The organism is Croceicoccus mobilis, from assembly GCF_001661965.1.
Classification (GTDB): Bacteria; Pseudomonadota; Alphaproteobacteria; order Sphingomonadales; family Sphingomonadaceae; genus Croceicoccus; species Croceicoccus mobilis.
This window is the reverse complement of record NZ_LYWZ01000008.1, coordinates 1-19,606: the sequence shown is the minus strand read 5'-3', so window position 1 is coordinate 19,606 and position 19,606 is coordinate 1. Positions and strand designations below refer to the sequence as shown.

Here is a 19,606-nt window from a genome sequence, read left to right as displayed (position 1 = left end):
GCCAGGACCGACGCTGGGATCTCGGCGGGCGAGACTGGAAATGCGCCCAGAAACCGGGCGCTCGTCAGCATCACGGCAAAGCCGAGCCGATTGTGGTCGCCGCGCAGAGTTCCAATGAGGTCGCGATCAGTTTGGTCCAGATGGAAATATCGCGCGAGTTGATCGGCCGACGGTTCGCCATCAAAGCGGGCAAAGCCCTGACGCTGGGCGTCAGTGAGGTGACGGGTGGGCATACCGTGCGAAACTTTCAACTTTTGCGAAGGGGACGGCCCATGCCGATAAACAAGGCGAATTTCTTCGCAAAACATATGTGCGAAACAAAATTGTTTTGCAGTAACTTTCGCACAATATCTGGAGCAGTCGCATGAAGCTCGGCTACGCGCGCGTTTCCACCGAGGATCAGAACTTGGAAATCCAGCGCGGTCGGCTCTCGGAGGCGGGCTGTGAAATGATGTTCGAAGAGAAAATATCGGGGGCCGCTCGTGGCCGGCCCGAGCTTGAAAAGCTGATGGGTCACCTGCGCAAAGACGATGTTCTCGTCGTCGCCCGCCTCGATCGTTTGGCGCGATCCACCATCGAACTCCTGCACATCGCGGAACGCATCAAGGAAAAGCAGGCAGGATTACAATCGCTTGATGAACCTTGGGCCGATACCACGTCCCCGTCTGGCGTGATGATCATGACCGTATTCGCTGGGATCGCCCAGTTCGAGCGGACTCTCATATTGAGCCGAACCGAGGAGGGGCGAAAGGCGGCGATGGCGCGCGGTGTGAGCTTCGGACGCCCAAAGAAAATGCGCCCAGATCAGGCGGAGCTCGCTCGCCAACTCGTTCTCGAGGGTAAGTCCATTAGCGCCGTCGCAAGGACCTTCAACGTTCACCCGGCCACCATCTATCGCTGTATCGAGCCAAACAGTGCCTTATGACACTTTCCTGTTCCGCTCAGCCGCACGACCCACGTACGCGTTCCATGCGGCGGAAGTCCGTCAGTTCGTAGACTTCGGCCAGCGACATTGCACCCGCATCCTCGCCCTCGAGCATGACTGGTTCCGGTGACCAGATATTGCTCCACTCGTCGCCCACCAGATTTTCGGTCTGAGGTATGCCCGCTAGAATCGCATCGAAGTTTTCCATGCGCTGGCGCTGCCATCCGGCCTTCAGGCTCTTGAACCACGCCATGTCTGTCGGCGCGTTGTCGCGCACCCCGACGGCGGACGGGGTGCGCTGCACGACAATAAGCTCCTTCGACGCGATCGCGAGTTCGGGGACTACCTGTACGCCAGTCGCTCCGGTACCAACAATCGCAACGCGCTTGTCGGCCAGGCGGTCCATCGAGGTGGTCGGGCTGCCGCCGGTATAGTCATAGTCCCACCGACAGGTATGGAACATGTGACCGGTGTAGCTCTCGATCCCCGGTATGTCTGGCAGGCGGGGCAAATTGAGCGGCCCACTGCCAAGGATCACGAAGCGTGCGCGAATCACATCGTTCTGGGCGGTTTCGACGCACCAACGTTGCTGGTCTTCAGCCCATTTGAGACTCGTGACCTGGGTCTGAAACAGGGCATTGGGGTAGAGTTCGAAGTGACGACCAATGGCGCGGCTATGTTCAAGGATTTCGTGACCCGGAGCGTAGCGCTTGGATGGGATTGTTCCAATTTCCTCAATCATCGGCAAGTAAATGTAGGATTCGACGTCGCACATCACCCCGGGGTAACGGTTCCAATACCAGGTTCCGCCGAAGTCGCCGGCCTTGTCGACTATGACGAAGTCCTGAATTCCCGATCGGCGAAGGTTTGCCGCCGCAAGCAGTCCGGAAAAGCCGCCGCCAACAATTAGAACATCGACGTCTCGCGAGATCGGATCGCGACGTGCAGCCAAGTCGACATACGGGTCCGCGAACATTTCGGCGAAGCGGCCTTCCAGTTCCATGTAGCGGCCCGCCCCGCCTTGCATCCGACGCTTGCGTTCACTTGCATACCGTTCCCGGACATCGTCGATTCCGTCAGGTATTTTACGAGCCTCCAATTCCCAAATGGCGTGGCTGTCCGAGACATTATCGCTGGTTGGCCAGCACAGACGCGCGGCAGAAATCCTAATGAATCACTCACTCGCAACGTGCCATCGGGGTGCCGATACGGGATTGCGTGTCGATAAAAATTGCCCGGCAAAGCAAGTGGCGTGCCAAAGCGTTCACCCCGATTGTCACGACGCCTATATGTCGAACCGGACTTTACCGTGCGGACTGAAAGCCCCCCTTGTCAAGCAAAGCGCGGTGCAGTAAAACCCGTTCTGACAAGCGGAATTGCGTCCTGTAAAATGAGACGATCGGCAGAGTTTTGAATCGGAGACTTCGCTTCGGCGCTATCGTCGAGGCAACTGCCGAAAAGGAAATCTCCGGGTGCACGAGAGGAAAGATCAAGCGATGGCAGCCGTTGAAGACGTGCGTAATTATGCATCTGTTTCCCACATGTTCGATGGGAAGCCGAAAAAGATGTTCATTGGGGGTGAATGGGTCGAAGCGGCTTCGGGCAAAACTTTCGAGACCAGTAACCCCGCAAACGGCGATTTGCTTGGCCATATAGCCGAGGGCGATTTAGAAGATATCAACCGTGCGGTCCGCGCCGCGCGCAAGGCATTTGAAGGCGAGTGGTCCAAGTGGACACCCCAGGATCGGATGGCGCTGCTGCTGCGTGCCGCCGATCTGATCGAAAGCCATTTTCAAGAACTCCTCACCATCGACACTCTGGAAATGGGAGCTCCCATTTCGCGGGGCCCATTCATGAAGCAGATGATTGTCGGGGCGATCCGGTTTTATTCATCGCAAGTTTTCAACACCGCCGGCAATACTCGCCCGAACTCCCTGCCTGGCGATTTTCGCACGTTCACGCTGCGCGCTCCTGTCGGTGTGGTTGGCGGCATCATACCCTGGAACAGCCCGATCCTGAGCCAATGGTGGCTCATTGGTCCGGTGTTGGCTACGGGTTGCACGCTCGTCCTGAAGCCCGCCGAAGATGCTTCGCTAGTGGTGCTCCGCACGGCGGAACTGCTGGAACAGGCAGGCCTTCCCAAGGGCGTGTTGAATGTGGTCACAGGATTTGGCCCGACGGCGGGGCAGGCGCTGGCCGAGCATCTCGACGTCGATCGGATTGGGTTTACTGGCTCCACACAGACTGGCCAGGGGATCATCCGGGCCTCGGCCACCAACATCAAGCGCGTGCAGGTGGAGCTTGGCGGCAAGTCTCCGGACATCATTTTTGCCGACGCCGATCTGGATAAGGCAGTGCCCGGAGCGGCGATGGCTGTGTTTGCGAACAGCGGGCAGGTCTGCTTTGCCGGCACGCGCCTCTTCGTGCAGAAGTCCATTCAGGAAGAATTCCTTGAGCGTTTGCAGGCCTTCACAAAGACGCTGAAGGTTGGGCCCGGCATCGATCCGTCAACGCAATTGGGCCCCTTGGTCAACCGCAAGCAGCTCGAGCGCGTCACCGGCTATTTCGAGCTCGGCACCCAGGAAGGTGCCCAGTTGGTCGTCGGAGGCAAACGCCTCGGAGGAAACCTCGCCGATGGCAACTTTGTCGAGCCGACTGTCTTCTCGAATGTGCACAACGACATGCGCATAGCCCGCGAGGAAATCTTCGGCCCAGTCATCTCCGTGATCGGCTTTGAAGATGCGGAAGAGGCGCGTGCGCGCATCAAGTCTGTCCCGCCTCCCGAACGAGTGCGGTCACTAGAACAGGAGCGGACGATGAGAGCGGATATTCAAAGGGCGTTCGAGCATTTGTCGGCTAGCATGAACGTCGATCCCCCGCCCCAGTCTATCGGGGAAATGATCGATCTTCTGCGCAGCACAACCGAGACCTACGGCGACGTAGTGCCACGCACGCCAATGACCGGCGTAAATTGCATATCCGTCGACGCGGGCGGCGTTGCAGCCGAGTGGATCGTTCCGGACGGGGCTACGTCCGACGCTATCACGGTTTATCTCCATGGTGGCGGATGGGCGGCAGGTTCGCTCAACAGCCATCGCCCTATGATCTCGGTTCTCGCCAAGGCCACCGGCATGCCCATCCTGAGCGTCGGGTACAGGTTGTCTCCGGAGAATCCCTATCCCGCCGGTCTGGAAGACTGCGTCACGGCGCTAAAGTGGGCGGAGACCAATGCTCCGGAAGGATTCGCAAAGGCGGCAAGTATCTTCCTCGCCGGTGATTCCTGTGGCGGAAACCTGACCGCAGCCACTTGTCTTCACCTGATCAAGCATGGTGGGCGCCTGCCCGACAAGGTGGTGCTGATCTCGCCGATGCTGGAGGCGTCGTGCAATCCTGATCGACATGACCGCGAAGGCGACCCGGTGGGTAGCAACGCCGGCGTCATCTACGTGCCGTAGATCTATGGGATCGATCAAGAACGCCTTGCCGACCCCATGGTCTCGCCGGTGCACGCCCCGGCCGAGCTGCTCGAAAAATTCCCGCCCACCCTGATCCAGGCTAGCGGAGCCGAGTTTTTCTACTGGGATGCGAAGACCTTTACGGATCGTCTAGCCGCCGCCGGCGCGCGCGTGACGCTGAGTGTGTGGCCGGACCTGCCGCACGTGTGGCATTTGTTTGCGAACTTTCTACCCGAAGCAGAAGAGGCAAGCGTGGAGATTGCTAAATTCCTGCGCTGAATGCATTATGTTTCCAAAAATAAAAGAACAAGTTTGTTTGGGCATGATCACAAATGATCAACATGAGGGGATAGTGTGAAATGAAAGCTTTTAATCAACTACTTTGCGGAGCGGCTACTGTTGCGCTACTTGCAGGCACCGCACACGCTGCGGACGAGCAGCCGGCGACCGATAGTGCGCCCTCTAACGAAATTGTCGTGACCGCGCAGAAGCGCGAACAGTCTATCAATTCCGTGGGCATGTCGATCACGGCTGCGTCCGGCGACACCCTGTTAGCCCGAGGCGTGACCGGCCCCGCTGACCTCACGCGTGTTGTTCCGGGCTTCACGTTCACCGCTTCGGGCTATGCGACGCCGGTCTATACGCTGCGCGGCGTCGGCTTGTATGAGTACAGCTTCGGCGCGTCGCCGTCCGTGGCGCTGTACCAGGACGAATTCTCGATTCCTTTTCCGACCATGAGCCTTGGCCTCGGGCTCGACGTGCAGCGCCTGGAGGTGCTCAAGGGACCGCAGGGCACATTGTATGGTGCAAGTTCGACCGGCGGCGCCATCAACTATATCTCCAACAAACCGACCGACACGCTGGCTGCCGGCGGTGATCTGTCCTATGACAAGTTCAACAAGCTCGACGTTTCCGGCTTTGTCAGCGGCCCGCTGTCGTCCACACTCAAGGGCCGCATCGCGGTCCGCGCGGTTCAGGGCGGCGACTGGCAGTACAGCCTTTCTCGCCGGGAAGACAAGAACGGTGCGAGCCGGCAGCTGATCGGGCGCGCCATTCTCGATTGGGAGCCGACGAACAACGCCAGGTTCGAGCTCACGCTTTCGGGCTATCAGGACAAGTCGGATACCCAGCAGGCGCAATTCATCTCCAACCAGCTCAACATTGTCCCGACAGCTGGATTCATCCCGGCTGGAGCCACGCGGAGCAATCCGTTCGAGGTGGTCAATCCGGCCGCCTATGCCGCGTTCACGAACCCGGCGAGCCCGAACTTCGACGCGAGCCTGGCTGCTCGGCAGGCGAAGGTCGCCGGTCGCATCGGCGAGCCGGGCACGAACTCCTATCTCGGCATGACGCCGATCGGCCTTGGCGACAACGCGCGAGTGGCAGAGTGGAGCCCTGAGTGGCCGCATCAGATGAACGATCGCATGTTCCAGGCTGCGCTAAGATCTTCAGTCGATCTCAGCGATACGCTGACCTTGACCTCGCTGACTTCCTACATTGATCAGAAGATCAACAGGGCGCAGGACAATGATGCGACCTTGGCCACGGCGCTTCCGGTGCGGGTGTTCGGCGGCGTCGAGTTCTTCAGCCAGGAATTGCGGCTGGCCCACGACAGTGAGAGTGTCCACCTCGTTGGCGGTGTCAACTATGACCACGCCAGCGTCGACGACACCCAGCGGTCCCTCAGTGCCTTCGACCTTTCCGTGGGTGAAGCACTGCCAGGCCTGCGCTTCACTGAAAACAGCCATGAGCTTAAGCAGAAGATCTCGAACTTCGCGGTGTTTGGAAATGCCGATATCGAGGTTGCGCCCAACCTGACCCTGCAGGCAGGCGCCCGCTGGACCAAGTCGAAGCGCGATGCCGCCTATTGCGGTTATGACCTGACGCCGGAGCAGCTGTTCTCGAAGACGTTCGGTAACGCAGACGTGGTTCCGGGCTTCGGCTTCTACGATCTGCAGACAGCGTTCGGACTCAATCCGGCCGGTCACGTGGTCGTGCAGCCGGGGCAGTGCATCGCGCTTAATGATAGTCCGACGGCGGGGGCCGACCTCTTTCGTCCGGCGATCACCCCGATTGAGAGATCTCTTAATGAAGACAATGTCTCCTGGCGGTTGGGCGCGAACTACAAGTTCGACAGCGGAACCCTGGTTTACGTCAGTGCCAGCCAGGGTTACAAAGCCGGCGTCTTTGGCAATGCTGCGGCTACTGCACAATCGCAGTTCCAGCCGGCAAAGCAGGAGCGCCTGCGCGCCTATGAGTTCGGCTTCAAGGCACCTCTGCTTAACCGCCGTGCCCAGTTCAATGCCGCGGCATTCTACTACGACTACGCTAACAAGCAGGTTCGTGCTAAAACTTCGGATCCAGTGTTCGGACTGCTGGAGAACATTCTCAACGTGCCTAAGTCCAAGGTCCTTGGGGTCGAGGCCGAACTTCAGCTCTACCCCGTCGACGGTTTGAACATCTCGCTGAGCGGTTCCTATCTCGACTCCAAGGTGAACGGCAAGTTCGACAAGACGATTGCCGGCCTCGCGATCTACAACCAGGCAGGTTACAAGGGGGACTACAACGGCTCGACTCTGCCATTCACGCCGAAGTATTCGGCCGTTGTCGATGCGGAATACAAGTTCCCGGTTTCGGCCAGCACGGAGACGTTCTTCGGTGGCACCTTGACCTACCAGGACAAGACGAATGCCACGTTTGAAACGGCGGTGCTGAAGGCGGACGAGTATCGCATCCCGGCCTATGCGCTGCTTGATCTGCGAGCCGGTATTCAAAGTGCTGACGGGAGCTGGAAGGCGTCGGTGTTCGGCCGGAACGTGGGCAACAAGACATATGCCACCACGATCTTCTCCGGCAGCGACGTGCTCTACCGCTACACCGGGCGACCTGCCACTTACGGCGTCTCGCTTACCGTGCGCTACGGAAATTAGAACCACTCGGCAGAAAGTTCCGAGTAGAAAACAAGGATGAAATGGCAGTGGATATGAAGAAAAGCGCCAGCATCGCGGTTCTGGGTGCTGGCGCCGCCGGACTAGTGATGGGTTACAAGCTGAAAGCTGCGGGCTTCGAGAATTTCACAATTTTCGAGAAGGACGATGCGGTCGGCGGAACCTGGAAGCGTCACAATTATCCCGGATTGTGCTGTGACGTTCACAGCCATATCTACAGCTATTCATTCGATCGGAACCCTAACTGGAGCTCCACTTTTCCCCGCAGGGATGAGCTTCTGGCGTATTTTTCCGGCTTTGCGGTGTAGATATCAGCGCTGATTGGCACCGTTCTGTCAGCGCTAAGTGACACCGATCACGAGGGTGCTGCGTGCAGCTTCCACCACGTCGTCAGTGATCGCGTTCAGGCCGTTGATCCTCAGGATGCGCTCGATCTGAACGAACAGCCGGTGGAGCAGACGGAAGTTGCCGCCCGTGATCCGCACGATGGTGGCGACCGCCTGCGCGTCGGTGAAGTCCGCTTCGTCCATCGCGAGTCCGAGGTCGCGCCAGCGCCGCGTGAGGACAAAGGTCAGCTCCTGATCCTGCAAGGGCCGGTACTGGTGGGCGAAGCCGACACGGCTGAAAAGCTGTGCGTATCGCTCCATGCGCTTTTCGATGCCCGGCATCCCGATCAGGATAAGGCCGATGCCCTGCCGGTCGAACAGGTCACGCAGATATTCCAGCCCCGTGTTGGACAGGCGGTCGGCTTCATCGACGATCAGCAGTTCGACGAAATGCTTCCGGGGCGAAACGACGATCTGATCCTTGGGCCGGACATGCTGATCGATACAGATATCGACCCGATCGATGAGGCGGGGCAGGTCCTGACGAAGCTCGCGCAGCGTGCTGCCGACTGTCGGCGTATAGAACACGGCACGCGCACGGGCGAGGTCGGCATATATCTTGAGATCGGACGCCTGCCGCGCACCCCAGGTCATGAGCAGATCGACTGCGCCGTCCCAGCGCGCGTAGCGTCGCGCGGAAAGGGTTTTGCCGACGCCGGCCGTGCCGTGACACAAGCCAATGTAGCGGTGCTTGCGGACGGCGTTGGCAAACTCGGTGAAGCGGCGATGTTCCTGCGTCGAGATGAAGCTGGTGGCGCGAGCGCTGCCGTCTGCCATCACTCGCCCTCGTAATAGGTGCGGAGACGCGGCTTGCTCCGTGTCACCTCGGGGGACGTGGCAGGCGTGGGTTTTGGCGTTGAGGCGCGCACCGAGCCGGAACCCAGCGGGCGCAAGATCGCGGGCAGATAGTCCGCAACGCGGGCCTTCCGCTCTCCGATCTCGCTCCGCAGGCGACGACGATAGGCGATGCGGGCGGCTTGCACGTCCTTGAGAGTGATACTCAGGCCGGCATGGTCGGGGCTGACGGCCCGGCACAGAAAGACGTTGCGATGGAATATCCGAACCTCGCCTACGTCGCGAGGATCGTAGCGGATCGTCACCGGCTCGCCGACATAGGCGGCGAGCGTAGGGTTGAAGTATCGCAGCCCCTCGAAACGGATGCCGTCGCGGTGGACGATGCGCGGCTTGGCGACCATGACCAGCAGCGCGTCCAGTTCCTCCAGCGTTTCCGGCATCCGGGACAGCCAGCCATCGCCGCGCCACGCATCGACGGGCGGTACGCCGATCGCCCTGTGCGGGCGGACGTTATAGGTCGCCACGATGTATGTGCCGATCGCAGCGTCCAGTTCGGGAAGCGTCAGGCGCGGGGGCGATACCGGTTTGCCGTTACGAAGATTGCCCGGCAGTTCCGCCAACAGTTCGGTGTTGATGGTGCGGAACAGCCGCTCGATCTTGCCGCGCCCCTGTGGACGCGCGACGGCAGAGTAGATCAGGCGGATACGCAGATCGGCCGCAGCCTGTTCGAGATGAAGGCTGGTGAAGTCCGATCCGTGATCGACGTACAGGACGTCGGGAATGCCGCATACCGGCCAGGTCGGATCGGCCTTGCGCCAAATCGCCTGTCGCAGCGCGAGCGACGTGTTGAGCGCGGAGGGCGCGCCGAGGAAAACCATGTAGCCTGCTATCACGCGCGAGTGATCGTCCAGCACCGTCGTCAGCCACGGCCGCACCGGGCGACCGCCGGCATCGAGGATCAGGATATCGAGCTGGGTGTGATCGGCTTGCCAGATCGCATTGGGGTGTTCGGCGCGGTGCCGATGCACCAACTCGAACTTGTCGCGGAAGGCGGCAGCACCTTCATGTGCCAAGGTCAGCATCGCCGGATCGATCCGCCGCACGATATCGCGCACGCTGCCATAGGACGGCATTCGCCATTGCCGTTCGCCGACGATGGCGGCGAGACGGCGATGGATGGTCACGATCGATGGCGGCGGTTTGAGCAGCGCCATGCCCTCGATCAGTTCGACTAGTTCTTTCGGGAAGGTACGCTTGCCGGCTTCGGGTCGGGTAGGACGCGCCAGCCCCGCCGGACCATCGGCGCGGTAGCGGGCGAGCCAGCGGCGAGCGGTGCGGAGCGAGATGCCGGCGTCGGTCGCGGCTTGGTCCAGCGGCACCGCATCATGGAGGTGCCGACGGAGCACAGCCATCCGTGGCGCGACTTCGGCACTTCCCGATTCCGACTTACGATCATCGGTCATGGTGATCTGCCCCGTCCGAAAGAGGATCGTTCAGCGGACGGTCGCCAGCTGACCTGTCGAGGCACGGGAAACCGCCAAAAGCCGAGTCTCATATAGATGGTACTATATCTTTTGCGTTGAGGGACCCCTTTACGTTACAGATTTCACCATGACACACACGCTGATCGGCTACGCCCGATGCTCCACCGACAAACAGGACCTTGCCGCCCAACAGGACGCGCTGGTCAAACTCGGCGTCGCGGCCAATCGCATCTACACCGACAAGGGCTTTACCGGGACGAACCGGACCCGCCCCGGTCTGGATCAGGCGCTCGCGGCGGTCCGAAGCGGCGACACGCTGGTGGTGCCCAAGCTCGACCGTCTTGCGCGGTCGGTGCCCGACGCGCGCGCGATCGGCGACGACCTCGCCATGCGGGGCGTAAAGCTACAGCTCGGGGCCAGTGTCCACGATCCGTCCGACCCGATGGGCAAGCTGTTCTTCAACATCCTCGCCACCTTCGCCGAGTTCGAGGCCGACCTGATCCGGATGCGGACCCGCGAAGGCATGGTGGTCGCACGTTCGAAAGGGAAGCTGCGCGGCAAGAAGCCCAAGCTGTCGGATCGCCAGCAGAAGGAGTTGCGCCGCATGTACGACACCGACGACTATTCGATCAGCGATCTCGCCGAGGTGTTCTCGATATCGCGGCCAACCGTGTATCGGACGCTTGGACGCCAATCTTCCGCGCCTGCGGCAAAGCCGGCGTGATCCTACCACGACCGCGCCTAGGTGTTGGCCCCATCGATAGAAGCTATGAGTATAAAGGGGCATCAGTGATCCGCAGAATGTTGGCGTCACCGTTAGCCGGGACGGCTCTGGGGTTGCTGTGCAGCCCTGCGTTCGCCGCCAACAGGCCTGGGGATGGATTCGAGGTAGCGAGCTACAGGCTCGCGCTTACCCCGGACATCGAGAACAGGACCGTCGCGGGACGTGAGAAGATCACGCTACGCGCGACGGTGGATGGCGTCCGGCGGCTGAATTTCTCCGCCAACACTCTCGGCATCGACAGTGCAACCCTCGATGGCGTGGCGCTCGCTCATACTGTGGAAGGCGATGTGCTCGGCTTCGATCTGCCCCGGCCGCTCCGGCGTGGACGCACGGTCAAGCTGGAGTTGTCCTATCATGGCCGCCCTGCACGTGGGTTCGCCGGCTCGGCGACGACGCTCTACACCAGCTATTTTGCCTGCGACTGGATGGTGTGTTCCCAGAACAAGTTCGGCGAGAAAGCGGCCTTCTCGCTCGATCTGCGTGTTCCGGCCGGGATGACCAGCCTGTCAGTCGGCAACATGATCGTGCGGCGACCGGGAGCGGACGGCAGCGAGATCCATACCTGGAAAGCGCCTCGGCCCTACTCGGCCTATCTTTACGGCTTTGCGGTGGGTCGACTCACGCGGGTCAGCGAACGGGTCGGATCAAAAAGGCTCACCTATCTGAGCAACACTGCCGACGCGGGCGAGCTGAAACGACGCTTGGCAGGGACAAAGGATATGGTCGCCTTTCTCTCCGCCAAGGCGGGCATGCCGCTTCCGGTTGCCGACTACAGCCAGCTTCTGGTCGAAGGCGATGAGGCGCAGGAGGCGGCGACATACTCCGTCCTCGGCAGCGATGCGCTGCCGAGGCAGCCAGATGATCCGTCGCAGGATTGGGCCATCGTACACGAACTTACCCATCAATGGTGGGGCAACCTGATCACATGCGAAACCCTCAAGGACTTCTGGCTGAACGAGGGCATCACGACATTCATGACGGCCGCATGGAAGCAGCATCGCTACGGTCGCGCCGCGTATGAAGCCGAACTCAATGAAGCCAGAAGCCGGTTTGAAAAGGCGCGAGCGATGGGTTTTGACAAGCCGCTGGCTTGGAACGGCACCTACCCGACATTGGGCGTCCGACGCGCGATCCAATACAGCAAGGGCGCGCTGTTCATGGCGCAGCTCCGGGTCACGCTCGGCGATGCCGCGTTCTGGTCTGGCCTGCGCCGCTACACCCGTGACCATGCGGGCGGCACGGTCACCAGCATAGACCTAAAGCGGGCGATGGAGGAAGCGAGCGGCCGGGACTTGCGTCCGCTGTTCGCCGAATGGGTGTTCGGCGAGGGCCTTTCGGAAGGGCAGTCGCAATAGCTTGGCCGTGATGACATTTACCGCTGACAGAACCATGCCAATTAGCTCTGACATCCACAGTTTGTGTCGCGGAAAAATCGGGAACACAAACGTTCGTTTGTGAAAGGGACAATAGGTGTTGATCGGCTACGCCCGTGTCTCGAAAGGCGACGATCAAAGCACGGCGCTCCAGCGTCGCGCGCTCAAAGGAGCTGGGTGCGAACGCATATTCGAGGAAGCGGCCAGTGGCGGACGCTGGGATCGTCCCGAGCTGCACCGGATGATTGACCAGCTCCGCACCGGTGATGTCGTGACCGTCTGGAAGCTCGACCGGCTTTCGCGCTCGCTCAAGGACCTGCTTCACATCCTCGACCGCATCGAAGTCGCAGGCGGTGGGTTTCGTTCGCTCACCGAAAGCATCGACACGACTTCCCCTGCAGGACGGATGATGATGCAAATGGTGGGCAGCTTCGCGGAGTTCGAGCGCGCGATGATCCGCGAGCGCACCTCCGCTGGCCTTGCTCAAGCCCGTGCTGAGGGCCGTGTAGGTGGGCGTCGCCCGAAACTCACACCCTCACAGCGCGGCGATGTCGTGGAAAACGTGATAACCGGCCGAAAGACCGCAGCGCAGATGGCCAAGCTCTATGGAGTCAGCGAACCAACGATCAGCAGGGTCCTCGCTGCTGCACGGCAGGAGGCCGCCTTGTGAGGAGAATGACCGCATGAAACCCAGTAATGATTTGAGCGGACTCATCAAATATCTGTCGCGTGCCGAGTGGCACGACCGACTTGAAGATGTCATGGGCGACCATTTTGCGCCAATAATGACCGCGTTTGACATCGAATATGAAGAGATTGGTGAAATTCTAGGGGAACACTGGGATCGCACGCTTTGGGGCTGCGCTTTCGAGGATTTTCTGACACAGAGCTTCGATCCTGACGGCATCAACATCGTCGATGATTATATCAAACGGCGGGGCTGGAACGAAAAAGTACAGAGCAAAGCCTATATGAAGGCGCTGAGCACATCGGTGATGAGCCTTTATGAAGCCAGCGAAATTGTACCGGGCCAATCGATGACGCTCCGCGACATGGTGCGCGGCGGCGAGCCGCTGCTCGTGCATGAACATTCGGCGACCCAGTCACTCAAAAAATGGGACAGGATCGCGGCACGCGTTGTGCCAATGAACGGCAAGCATATTCTGGCTGGTGGTGTGTTGCCTTTTACCCTGGAAGGCACAACGCTGTTTCAGAAGGGATTTGATGACCTTTACCGGCAAAGTCGGGATGAAGGTATTCATGCCGATCGTGATGTGCTGCTCGCCGACGCGGCGTCGCTGTTCACCAATGTCTGGCTGTTCGACACCTTGCCCAAGGCCATGGGTCTCATTGCGCCGATGGTTTACAACAGCGATGGCGACGAACTGGTCTTCCATAGTGTGCGTTTCCCACTCGCCACCGGTGTCACCCAAAAGGCCATTGGCGCACAGCTTGATACCGTCAAAGCGCTGCATCGAGAAAGCGCGACCTTCTGGAATTGGTTGGGCACCAAGCCAACCAAACGGAAAGACAAGAAAGCTGACGGTGTGGCGTTCAACAGCACGATGGAAGACGGAACCCCAATACTGGGCAATATTGAGCTGAAAGGACGGTTCGTCACCCTGACGGTGAATTCGGCAGAACGTGCGAAAGCAGGCACGCCGTTATTTACTAAAGCTCTTGGAAATCTGGTGCGCGCGCCGCTAACCGAGATTCAAACCATCGATCAAATGCGTGCGGATCATGAAGGAAATGACGCGCCCCGATCGGTCGTCCCGCCAGAGATTGCGACGAAGCTTGTTCATGAGATGCTCGACAAATCATATCGAGAAACACTCGATCAGCCAGTCGGCATGCTTGGGGATATCACCCCGCGCGCAGCCTCAAAGTCGGCGAACGGGCGCGTCAAACTTGTAGAGTGGCTGAAATATATCGAAAATCGAAGTGCCCAACAGCCCGACGATACCGACCCGATGGCAACGTATGATTATTCTTGGCTATGGCGTGAGCTCGGCGTGGAAAACGAACGGAGATAAGGCTCGCCAAAATGTGCAGGACAGATGTATTTAAGGCCCTACCGTGAATCTGTGTCCCAATAATGCACTGGAGCCATAGTAACCCCGAGGAGACTAAAAATGGCGTTTACCGAGGCCGAAAAGCAGCAGTGGCATGCCGATCGTCGAGCAGGGAAATCCACGGATAACGATTATACCCCATCCCTAACCTGTGGGCATTGCGGCAACCCGTTCAGCTCGGGTGCGGGAGTGGTCACCGACGACTTCTCACTATGCGACGTTTGCAACGGCGATTGATCCTTCCTGTCATTCGTCTGTGCGGCCGAACAGGCGACCAAAGAACCCGCGTTTGGATTCGGTAGGGCCAGGTCCCGCCAGCAGGCCGATCACTCTGGCCTGTGCCTCCCGGCGTTCGTCCTCGGATTTATCGAGCCGTTGCCGCAGGTCATCGACCACACCATCGCGATCACGAAGCTGTTCACGCAACAGTTCAACTTCCCGGAGCAACCCCCCTGTTTCCATTAGGGTTTCCCTGTTTCCAACAGGGGTATCAAGGCGGGCTTCTTCAACGGTTTCCGGCTGTTTCGGGGGAAACACCCGAAACAGCTCGGATGTGTCGATCAGGTAGCCATTATCGGTTTTCTCGGCATAGCTAAGACGCCCCGATTTAAGGGCTTTCGAGACGGTTCCCTTACTGACACCGGCCAGCTCGGCACCCTTCGTCATCGACACCGTAGCCATAGGTTTACCCCGTGTTTCCAACCGGGGAACCATGACCGGTTGCCATAGGGTATCGCGCAACCCTGCCAGAGACAAGGATCAGGGTTTCGCCCACTTCTCCGCGCAACCCTTCACCCATGTGGTCCAATCATCGCGAAGAGCGTCACCCCGGAGTTGCCGTCGCCGGTCAGATCGGACGCGGACGTATTGATCCGCTAGCCGTTGAATTGCATGGCCTCCGCCGTTGGCGAGGCCGATCGCATAAAGGTCTGGCGTCCGATATTCCGACACCTGATCGTCAGCAGGCCACCGCAGTATGTCCGAAACCGAAAGGCTGGCGGCTGTGGCAGCGATGATCGCAGCAGGATCAACGACCGTCTCTACCGTGCCTTCGCGCCGTGCGCGTCGGCCGGCGCGGTGACGCTCGTTTTCTTCCTCTGCCGCTACGACAGCGATCGGAGCTTTGCGGCGGAATGTGATCGCTACTTCGGTGACCTTGCGGCCCCTTCGCTTTGCGACCTCCCAGGCGACCGAGAATTGAGGAACGAGCTGATTTATCTCGGCCGTCGCTGCATCGAGGACGAAGCGGCGCAGATCGGCAAAGGACCCATAGGTGCCTTCAGGAACGCCGAGTTTGGACCGTAGCGTGGCGACGTCCCCCCGCCAGATCGGCACGTCGCGGCGATAGAGCAACGCTCCGAGCTGGTAGAGTTCGAGGGCATATTTGCTATCGAACGCTAGCACTGTTGCCCGGTGCAGCAGGGCATAGGCTTCGCTGTCTTTCAGAAGATCGCGGGCGCGGCGAGTGAATCGGTAGATCAGCCACCCCTGCTCTCCCCCCTCAAATGTCTCCTCGATCATCTGGAACGTGCGCCGCCCTTGGTCGCCCTCGACCTGATCGGGCATCGCAAAAAAGATACCTATTAGCTCGTCGATCGTATCGGTAAGGCGATCATTGGAATTGTGGGAGCCGCGCAGCATGCGCTTGGCGATCCGATGTTCTTGGTCGCGCCATGCGTCGCCAGCGGCCTGGTGCATCATCAGGGCGAGAATCTTGCGAGCCGAGAGGGTAAGCGAAGCACCGCGAGCATAGCGGACCTCGACCAGTTCGCGCGGTTGCACGATCGTGTCGGAACCCCGCTCCTTCTCGATCCGCGCAACTTCCATCGTGCGCCCAGGCTTATCGTCGGCTGCCTCGCTCATGGCAGCACAATTGTCGCGTTGCCCTTAAATCTGAGACACGACGCGTTCGGGGATATTTTTTGCCCTTAATTATGAGATTCCACTGCCATCGCGCCTATGCTTTTCGCGCGCTGCCGGGCGATGTAAACAACCGCGGCAAGCAGACGTGGCTCCTTATCGAAGGCGCGCAATAGAGCAACCCTTGCATAGTCGTCGATGCCGGAGCTTGAGATGGCCGCTTTGACCAGTGGACGGGATTGGGCTGCATCAATTGCAGCAAGGCCAAACAGCCTTACTTCCAGCCTGTGGCCCTGAAGAGCGTATAACGGATCTCCGCGGAAGGCCTTTAATGATATGGCAAAGGTGACCGCGCGCATTGCGCGCCGAAATTGCTTGGAGCTGCGTAATCGCGCGGCGTATTCAAGCCGCGCGGCGCCGTTGCGCGCACGATTTATCAGCTTTTCGGGCATCTGTTCGCCACTGGCCTTGCCGAGCGTCGGCACAAGTCTCGTCCCACAAACCTGGCAGTCGAATGCCCAGGCTCGCCTCCAATGCTTGAGCGAAAGGCCCTCTCTGGAACATTGCAGGCAATGCTGGAATGGTATCTGGGCCGTCAGCGAGGCTTCTCGTGTCGTCATTGCTGGGAAGGTCAAAGATCGCACAACATCTGGGTCAATCCGTGCGGCGTTGGCAATCTTCGCCGCCGCAGCCGCGTCGACGTTGAAGTTCAAGGCGGTGCCATGCGCGGTATCGATTCTGAGATGAGCCAGTAGTTCCGCATCATCACAGTAGTTGGCCGCCGCCAGCCTAGACAACCAACCTGACAACAACTCGTCGGGCAGCGGCGCGACAGTCTTGGGCAGCGGGTGCGGCTTCACACCCCGGACTTCTCGAGCCGCCGATGGGGGGTTCGCATGGCGCGACCAAACCGGCGTCCATTTTGCGATTGCGTCATCGGTGATGCATTCATCACCTGTGACAATGGCGTCGATGGAAAGATCCTTGATCAGGGCGAAGATGCGCGAGGTCACCCCGCCGGTCAGCGCAAGTATCTGCTTTAGTGACTTGACCTTCAGATTGGATTTCTTCTCGAGGGGCATTGCCGCGATGAGTGTCTGGATCATGTCCGAGAACTCGGCGTCGTCGCGCCAGTTTGGAAGGTGATGTTCGTCCAGCCGCCTGGCAAGCTGGATATCACCACGGATGGCATCGACGGCCTCGCTGACCCCCAGGCAGACCAGCGACACTTCGAGTTCATTGCTGAGATACCGCAGAACATTGAGAAAGCGGCGCTGTTCGCGGTGGGTCCCGGCCAAGAGGTTGTGGACTTCGTCGATCATGATCATCCGCAGGCCAAGGTCGCGCAAGAGCGCGACGACACGGACTTCGAGGGAGGCCACATTTTGAGCGCGCGCGCTCAGTGCCGTGGCCGGTGCCCCGACGGTCGCCAGGATGTGCAGATAGAACCGTCGTTCGTCGGGAGCTGGTGGTGCTTGTAACAGTAACAGCGGCGTTCGCGTAATTCCCGATGCTGGGTCATATTCCGGTGCATATCTGCGCGAAAGATTGCGGGCGATCATCGTCTTTCCGATCCCGGACGCGCCATGCACAAGAAGGCCAGGCATACGGGTTTGCCTTGGCGCTTCGATCATACACTGCAAACGGTCCAGAACTTGTTCGGCCCGCGGAAAGCCAATCCAGATATCCGATTGAATGAGGGTGATCCGACCGTCTTCCTCTGTTTTTCCTGCCCTCAATTCACCATCTCTCCACCTTGAACAATGGGCGCGATGTATCACCCGTATCGATCGCGCGCAGCCCTTCGGTTGTTGAGACGGCCGAGTTGGCGCCCTCCAATGTCCCTTTTCTTTCACGGGATCGGCGTTCGGCCCTCGTCAGGCTCCGGCTTTCAGACTCGATTTGGCGTTGCTGTCGGATCAGCTCAGCCAGGACCAGCTCATTGGACCCGGACTTGCCAAGGGCACGGGCATTCCTCATGGCTTCGCGATATTCCCAGAGCGACACAGGCGGAATTTCCAGGTTTCGGTACCGAGCTTCGACGTATCGGTCATTATCCAGTTCGACCCAGATCACCGAGAGGTCGCGAGGGTCGTAGCGGACGACCACCTTTCCATCCCCGCGCCCGATGTGGCCTGCAAGCGCATCGGACCAGTACCGTATCTGGAACAGATGGATGCCGTCACGCCTGACCTTGCGCAGTTCACTTGGCAGAAAGCTCACCCGAAAGGCTTCAATCTCGAAGGGGATATCGCCCATCATTTGCTCTGAGAGCGCCTCCCATTTGGCAACGGGCGTGCAGCCAAGACTTGAATGAATGCTGTTGTTGTAGCGGCAGATTTCCAGAGCAAACCAGCGATCGAAGTCGCTTAAGGTCATCGTGGCCATGCCCTCGGCGTCATAGTCGCCCTTGGCCACGACCGAGGATTGCGTTGTTCCAGGCAACAGGTGCACGGCCCCCATCATCGTGCCGATCAATCGTTCGATGTGCCCTCCGAAATGAGGACTGCCTGGCGGCCGATAGACCAGATCGATCCCCCATTCTGCACATGCCGACCGAAAGGCATGCGACCGGAAATCGCGCCCGTTATCGACGTGGATGCTATGCGGTTTACCCTGCGCGGGCCAAGGAACATTGCGCACCAATTCCGCCAGAAGTTCCGCCTTGGGGGCCACAGCCTGTGTCAGGCAAAGCGCCACCGACAGACGCGAAGGTGCCTCGAGAGAGGTGTAATATCCGGTCACCATCCGCGTTGCGACGTCGATCGCCAGCGTGACCCAAGGCCGCCCAATTGGTTTGCGTTCAAAACTGTCGACGAGAATGATGTCCGCAGGCGTATGGTCGATTTGCACGACCTCCAGTGGCCGGTTTGCCTTGTTGTCGCCTACGACCGGCGCAAATTTCTGGCGGGCCGCCTTTGCGCCTTCGCGTGCCTTGGCAATTTCACGGGCATCCATTGCATCCAGCCTGCGCTGAACCGTCCGACGTGTCGGCGGTTGCAAGCCCTGCTGCCAGCACGCGCTTCGGATTTCTGTCACGATGCGCGACAGGCTTGGGCGTTCCCGCCGTAAGAAATAACGGCGAAGATGTTCTTCGATCACCGCTTCCACCTTGCCGGATATCAAGGTTGTACCAGTCGGGCGGCCCCGTTTCCGAGAAGCCAGCGCGCTGGTGCGCCCACCCTCTTCGGCCAGACGCTTTATCCAGCGCCAGACAGTCGCCCTGCTGACACCAAGCTCCCAAACGGCGTCATTGATGCCACTTTCCAGACTGCCAGTTCCTTTGAGATATGCCTGAACAAGCGGACGCAGAACGGCCGCCCTGCGCGCCTCCTCAGCACCAGCGGCAACGAAGTCTTCGCGATCATCATCCATCAATATTTGCCACACGAAGCTGCGAACCCTGTCTCAGGTTTAAGGGCAAAAATATCGGATTTAAAGGCAAAATATCATATTTAAGGGCAAAGCAAGGCCGTTGATTTCGTTGGATTTCTCATCTCACAATTAAGGGCTACGCGACA

Annotated in this window: 17 protein-coding genes and 2 pseudogenes; 10 read left to right on the top strand and 9 right to left on the bottom strand. The window is 59.6% G+C overall.

Translation table 11 applies throughout. The features are described from left to right. The coding region (locus tag A9D13_RS02470) for a DUF4158 domain-containing protein (protein WP_156521895.1) at positions 1–233 on the bottom strand (233 nt) is incomplete at its 3' end. A 131-nt stretch (positions 234–364) separates the two neighbouring features. Between A9D13_RS02470 and A9D13_RS02465 the strand changes: the two genes are divergently transcribed. Further along, the gene (locus A9D13_RS02465) at positions 365–925 is read left to right on the top strand and encodes a recombinase family protein (RefSeq protein ID WP_011950653.1); all 561 of its coding nucleotides are present in this window, start codon (positions 365–367) and stop codon (positions 923–925) included. Between the two features lie 16 nt (positions 926–941). Here the strand turns inward: A9D13_RS02465 and A9D13_RS02460 are convergent, their stop codons facing one another. Then, positions 942–1,928: a flavin-containing monooxygenase gene (locus A9D13_RS02460; protein ID WP_165363690.1), complete on the bottom strand. Its 987-nt coding sequence runs from the start codon at positions 1,926–1,928 to the stop codon at positions 942–944. Between the two features lie 493 nt (positions 1,929–2,421). Here A9D13_RS02460 and A9D13_RS02455 point away from each other — a divergent pair. From A9D13_RS02455 to A9D13_RS02440, 3 genes and pseudogenes are all read left to right on the top strand, one after another. Next, positions 2,422–4,659 (top strand): annotated as a pseudogene (locus A9D13_RS02455) (aldehyde dehydrogenase family protein). Between the two features lie 80 nt (positions 4,660–4,739). Continuing rightward, positions 4,740–7,310, top strand: coding sequence for a TonB-dependent receptor (locus A9D13_RS02445; RefSeq protein ID WP_066769691.1), 2,571 nt, complete (start codon positions 4,740–4,742; stop codon positions 7,308–7,310). A 41-nt stretch (positions 7,311–7,351) separates the two neighbouring features. Further along, positions 7,352–7,636, top strand: coding sequence for an NAD(P)-binding protein (locus tag A9D13_RS02440; protein WP_082922042.1), 285 nt, complete (start codon positions 7,352–7,354; stop codon positions 7,634–7,636). A 33-nt stretch (positions 7,637–7,669) separates the two neighbouring features. Here the strand turns inward: A9D13_RS02440 and A9D13_RS02435 are convergent, their stop codons facing one another. Together A9D13_RS02435 and A9D13_RS02430 are read right to left on the bottom strand one after the other, a co-directional pair. Further along, positions 7,670–8,491, bottom strand: a complete 822-nt coding sequence (locus A9D13_RS02435) for an AAA family ATPase (protein ID WP_042853443.1) — start codon at positions 8,489–8,491, stop codon at positions 7,670–7,672. Continuing rightward, positions 8,491–9,972: a Mu transposase C-terminal domain-containing protein gene (locus tag A9D13_RS02430; RefSeq protein ID WP_053085608.1), complete on the bottom strand. Its 1,482-nt coding sequence runs from the start codon at positions 9,970–9,972 to the stop codon at positions 8,491–8,493. Before A9D13_RS02430 ends, A9D13_RS02435 begins: the two co-directional genes overlap by 1 nt. 148 nt (positions 9,973–10,120) lie before the next feature. Here A9D13_RS02430 and A9D13_RS02425 point away from each other — a divergent pair, with 148 nt between their 5' ends. From A9D13_RS02425 to A9D13_RS20385, 5 genes are all read left to right on the top strand, one after another. Then, complete coding sequence (locus tag A9D13_RS02425) at positions 10,121–10,717, top strand: recombinase family protein (protein ID WP_048575153.1); 597 nt, start codon at positions 10,121–10,123, stop codon at positions 10,715–10,717. A gap of 65 nt (positions 10,718–10,782) precedes the next feature. Continuing rightward, positions 10,783–12,132: a M1 family metallopeptidase gene (locus A9D13_RS02420; protein WP_223811145.1), complete on the top strand. Its 1,350-nt coding sequence runs from the start codon at positions 10,783–10,785 to the stop codon at positions 12,130–12,132. 115 nt (positions 12,133–12,247) lie between these two features. Further along, positions 12,248–12,820, top strand: coding sequence for a recombinase family protein (locus A9D13_RS02415; RefSeq protein ID WP_066769682.1), 573 nt, complete (start codon positions 12,248–12,250; stop codon positions 12,818–12,820). 13 nt (positions 12,821–12,833) lie between these two features. Beyond that, positions 12,834–14,186, top strand: coding sequence for a DUF7986 domain-containing protein (locus tag A9D13_RS02410; protein WP_066769679.1), 1,353 nt, complete (start codon positions 12,834–12,836; stop codon positions 14,184–14,186). 99 nt (positions 14,187–14,285) lie between these two features. Then, complete coding sequence (locus A9D13_RS20385) at positions 14,286–14,462, top strand: hypothetical protein (RefSeq protein WP_156521894.1); 177 nt, start codon at positions 14,286–14,288, stop codon at positions 14,460–14,462. A 9-nt stretch (positions 14,463–14,471) separates the two neighbouring features. Here A9D13_RS20385 and A9D13_RS02405 read toward each other — a convergent pair whose 3' ends face one another. The 5 genes and pseudogenes from A9D13_RS02405 to A9D13_RS21380 form a co-directional block, all read right to left on the bottom strand. Further along, entirely contained in the window at positions 14,472–14,906 is a 435-nt protein-coding gene (locus A9D13_RS02405) for a hypothetical protein (RefSeq protein WP_037531041.1), read from the bottom strand. Between the two features lie 78 nt (positions 14,907–14,984). Then, on the bottom strand, positions 14,985–16,088 hold the full coding sequence (locus A9D13_RS02400; protein ID WP_066769677.1) for a replication initiation protein: 1,104 nt from the start codon (positions 16,086–16,088) through the stop codon (positions 14,985–14,987). Positions 16,089–16,153: 65 nt separating this feature from the next. Next, complete coding sequence (locus A9D13_RS20930; RefSeq protein ID WP_216635479.1) at positions 16,154–17,941, bottom strand: TniB family NTP-binding protein; 1,788 nt, start codon at positions 17,939–17,941, stop codon at positions 16,154–16,156. After that, the gene (locus A9D13_RS02385; RefSeq protein WP_007803201.1) at positions 17,826–19,043 is read right to left on the bottom strand and encodes a Mu transposase C-terminal domain-containing protein; all 1,218 of its coding nucleotides are present in this window, start codon (positions 19,041–19,043) and stop codon (positions 17,826–17,828) included. Before A9D13_RS02385 ends, A9D13_RS20930 begins: the two co-directional genes overlap by 116 nt. Positions 19,044–19,046: 3 nt before the next feature. Next, positions 19,047–19,124, bottom strand: a pseudogene (locus A9D13_RS21380) (hypothetical protein); the annotation flags it as partial. A gap of 48 nt (positions 19,125–19,172) precedes the next feature. Between A9D13_RS21380 and A9D13_RS21040 the strand changes: the two are divergent. Further along, the gene (locus tag A9D13_RS21040; RefSeq protein ID WP_244884877.1) at positions 19,173–19,544 is read left to right on the top strand and encodes a hypothetical protein; all 372 of its coding nucleotides are present in this window, start codon (positions 19,173–19,175) and stop codon (positions 19,542–19,544) included. Positions 19,545–19,606 lie beyond the last annotated feature (62 nt).

Excerpts from the sequence above, each read along its gene's own strand:
- A9D13_RS02465 (WP_011950653.1), top strand. The coding sequence starts at position 365 with ATGAAGCTCGGCTACGCGCGCGTTTCCACCGAGGATCAGAACTTGGAA.
- A9D13_RS02460 (WP_165363690.1), bottom strand. The coding sequence starts at position 1,928 with ATGGAACTGGAAGGCCGCTTCGCCGAAATGTTCGCGGACCCGTATGTC.
- A9D13_RS02445 (WP_066769691.1), top strand. The coding sequence starts at position 4,740 with ATGAAAGCTTTTAATCAACTACTTTGCGGAGCGGCTACTGTTGCGCTA.
- A9D13_RS02440 (WP_082922042.1), top strand. The coding sequence starts at position 7,352 with ATGGCAGTGGATATGAAGAAAAGCGCCAGCATCGCGGTTCTGGGTGCT.
- A9D13_RS02435 (WP_042853443.1), bottom strand. The coding sequence starts at position 8,491 with ATGGCAGACGGCAGCGCTCGCGCCACCAGCTTCATCTCGACGCAGGAA.
- A9D13_RS02430 (WP_053085608.1), bottom strand. The coding sequence starts at position 9,972 with ATGACCGATGATCGTAAGTCGGAATCGGGAAGTGCCGAAGTCGCGCCA.
- A9D13_RS02425 (WP_048575153.1), top strand. The coding sequence starts at position 10,121 with ATGACACACACGCTGATCGGCTACGCCCGATGCTCCACCGACAAACAG.
- A9D13_RS02410 (WP_066769679.1), top strand. The coding sequence starts at position 12,834 with ATGAAACCCAGTAATGATTTGAGCGGACTCATCAAATATCTGTCGCGT.
- A9D13_RS20385 (WP_156521894.1), top strand. The coding sequence starts at position 14,286 with ATGGCGTTTACCGAGGCCGAAAAGCAGCAGTGGCATGCCGATCGTCGA.
- A9D13_RS02405 (WP_037531041.1), bottom strand. The coding sequence starts at position 14,906 with ATGGCTACGGTGTCGATGACGAAGGGTGCCGAGCTGGCCGGTGTCAGT.
- A9D13_RS02400 (WP_066769677.1), bottom strand. The coding sequence starts at position 16,088 with ATGAGCGAGGCAGCCGACGATAAGCCTGGGCGCACGATGGAAGTTGCG.
- A9D13_RS02385 (WP_007803201.1), bottom strand. The coding sequence starts at position 19,043 with ATGGATGCCCGTGAAATTGCCAAGGCACGCGAAGGCGCAAAGGCGGCC.
- A9D13_RS21040 (WP_244884877.1), top strand. The coding sequence starts at position 19,173 with ATGTTCTTCGATCACCGCTTCCACCTTGCCGGATATCAAGGTTGTACC.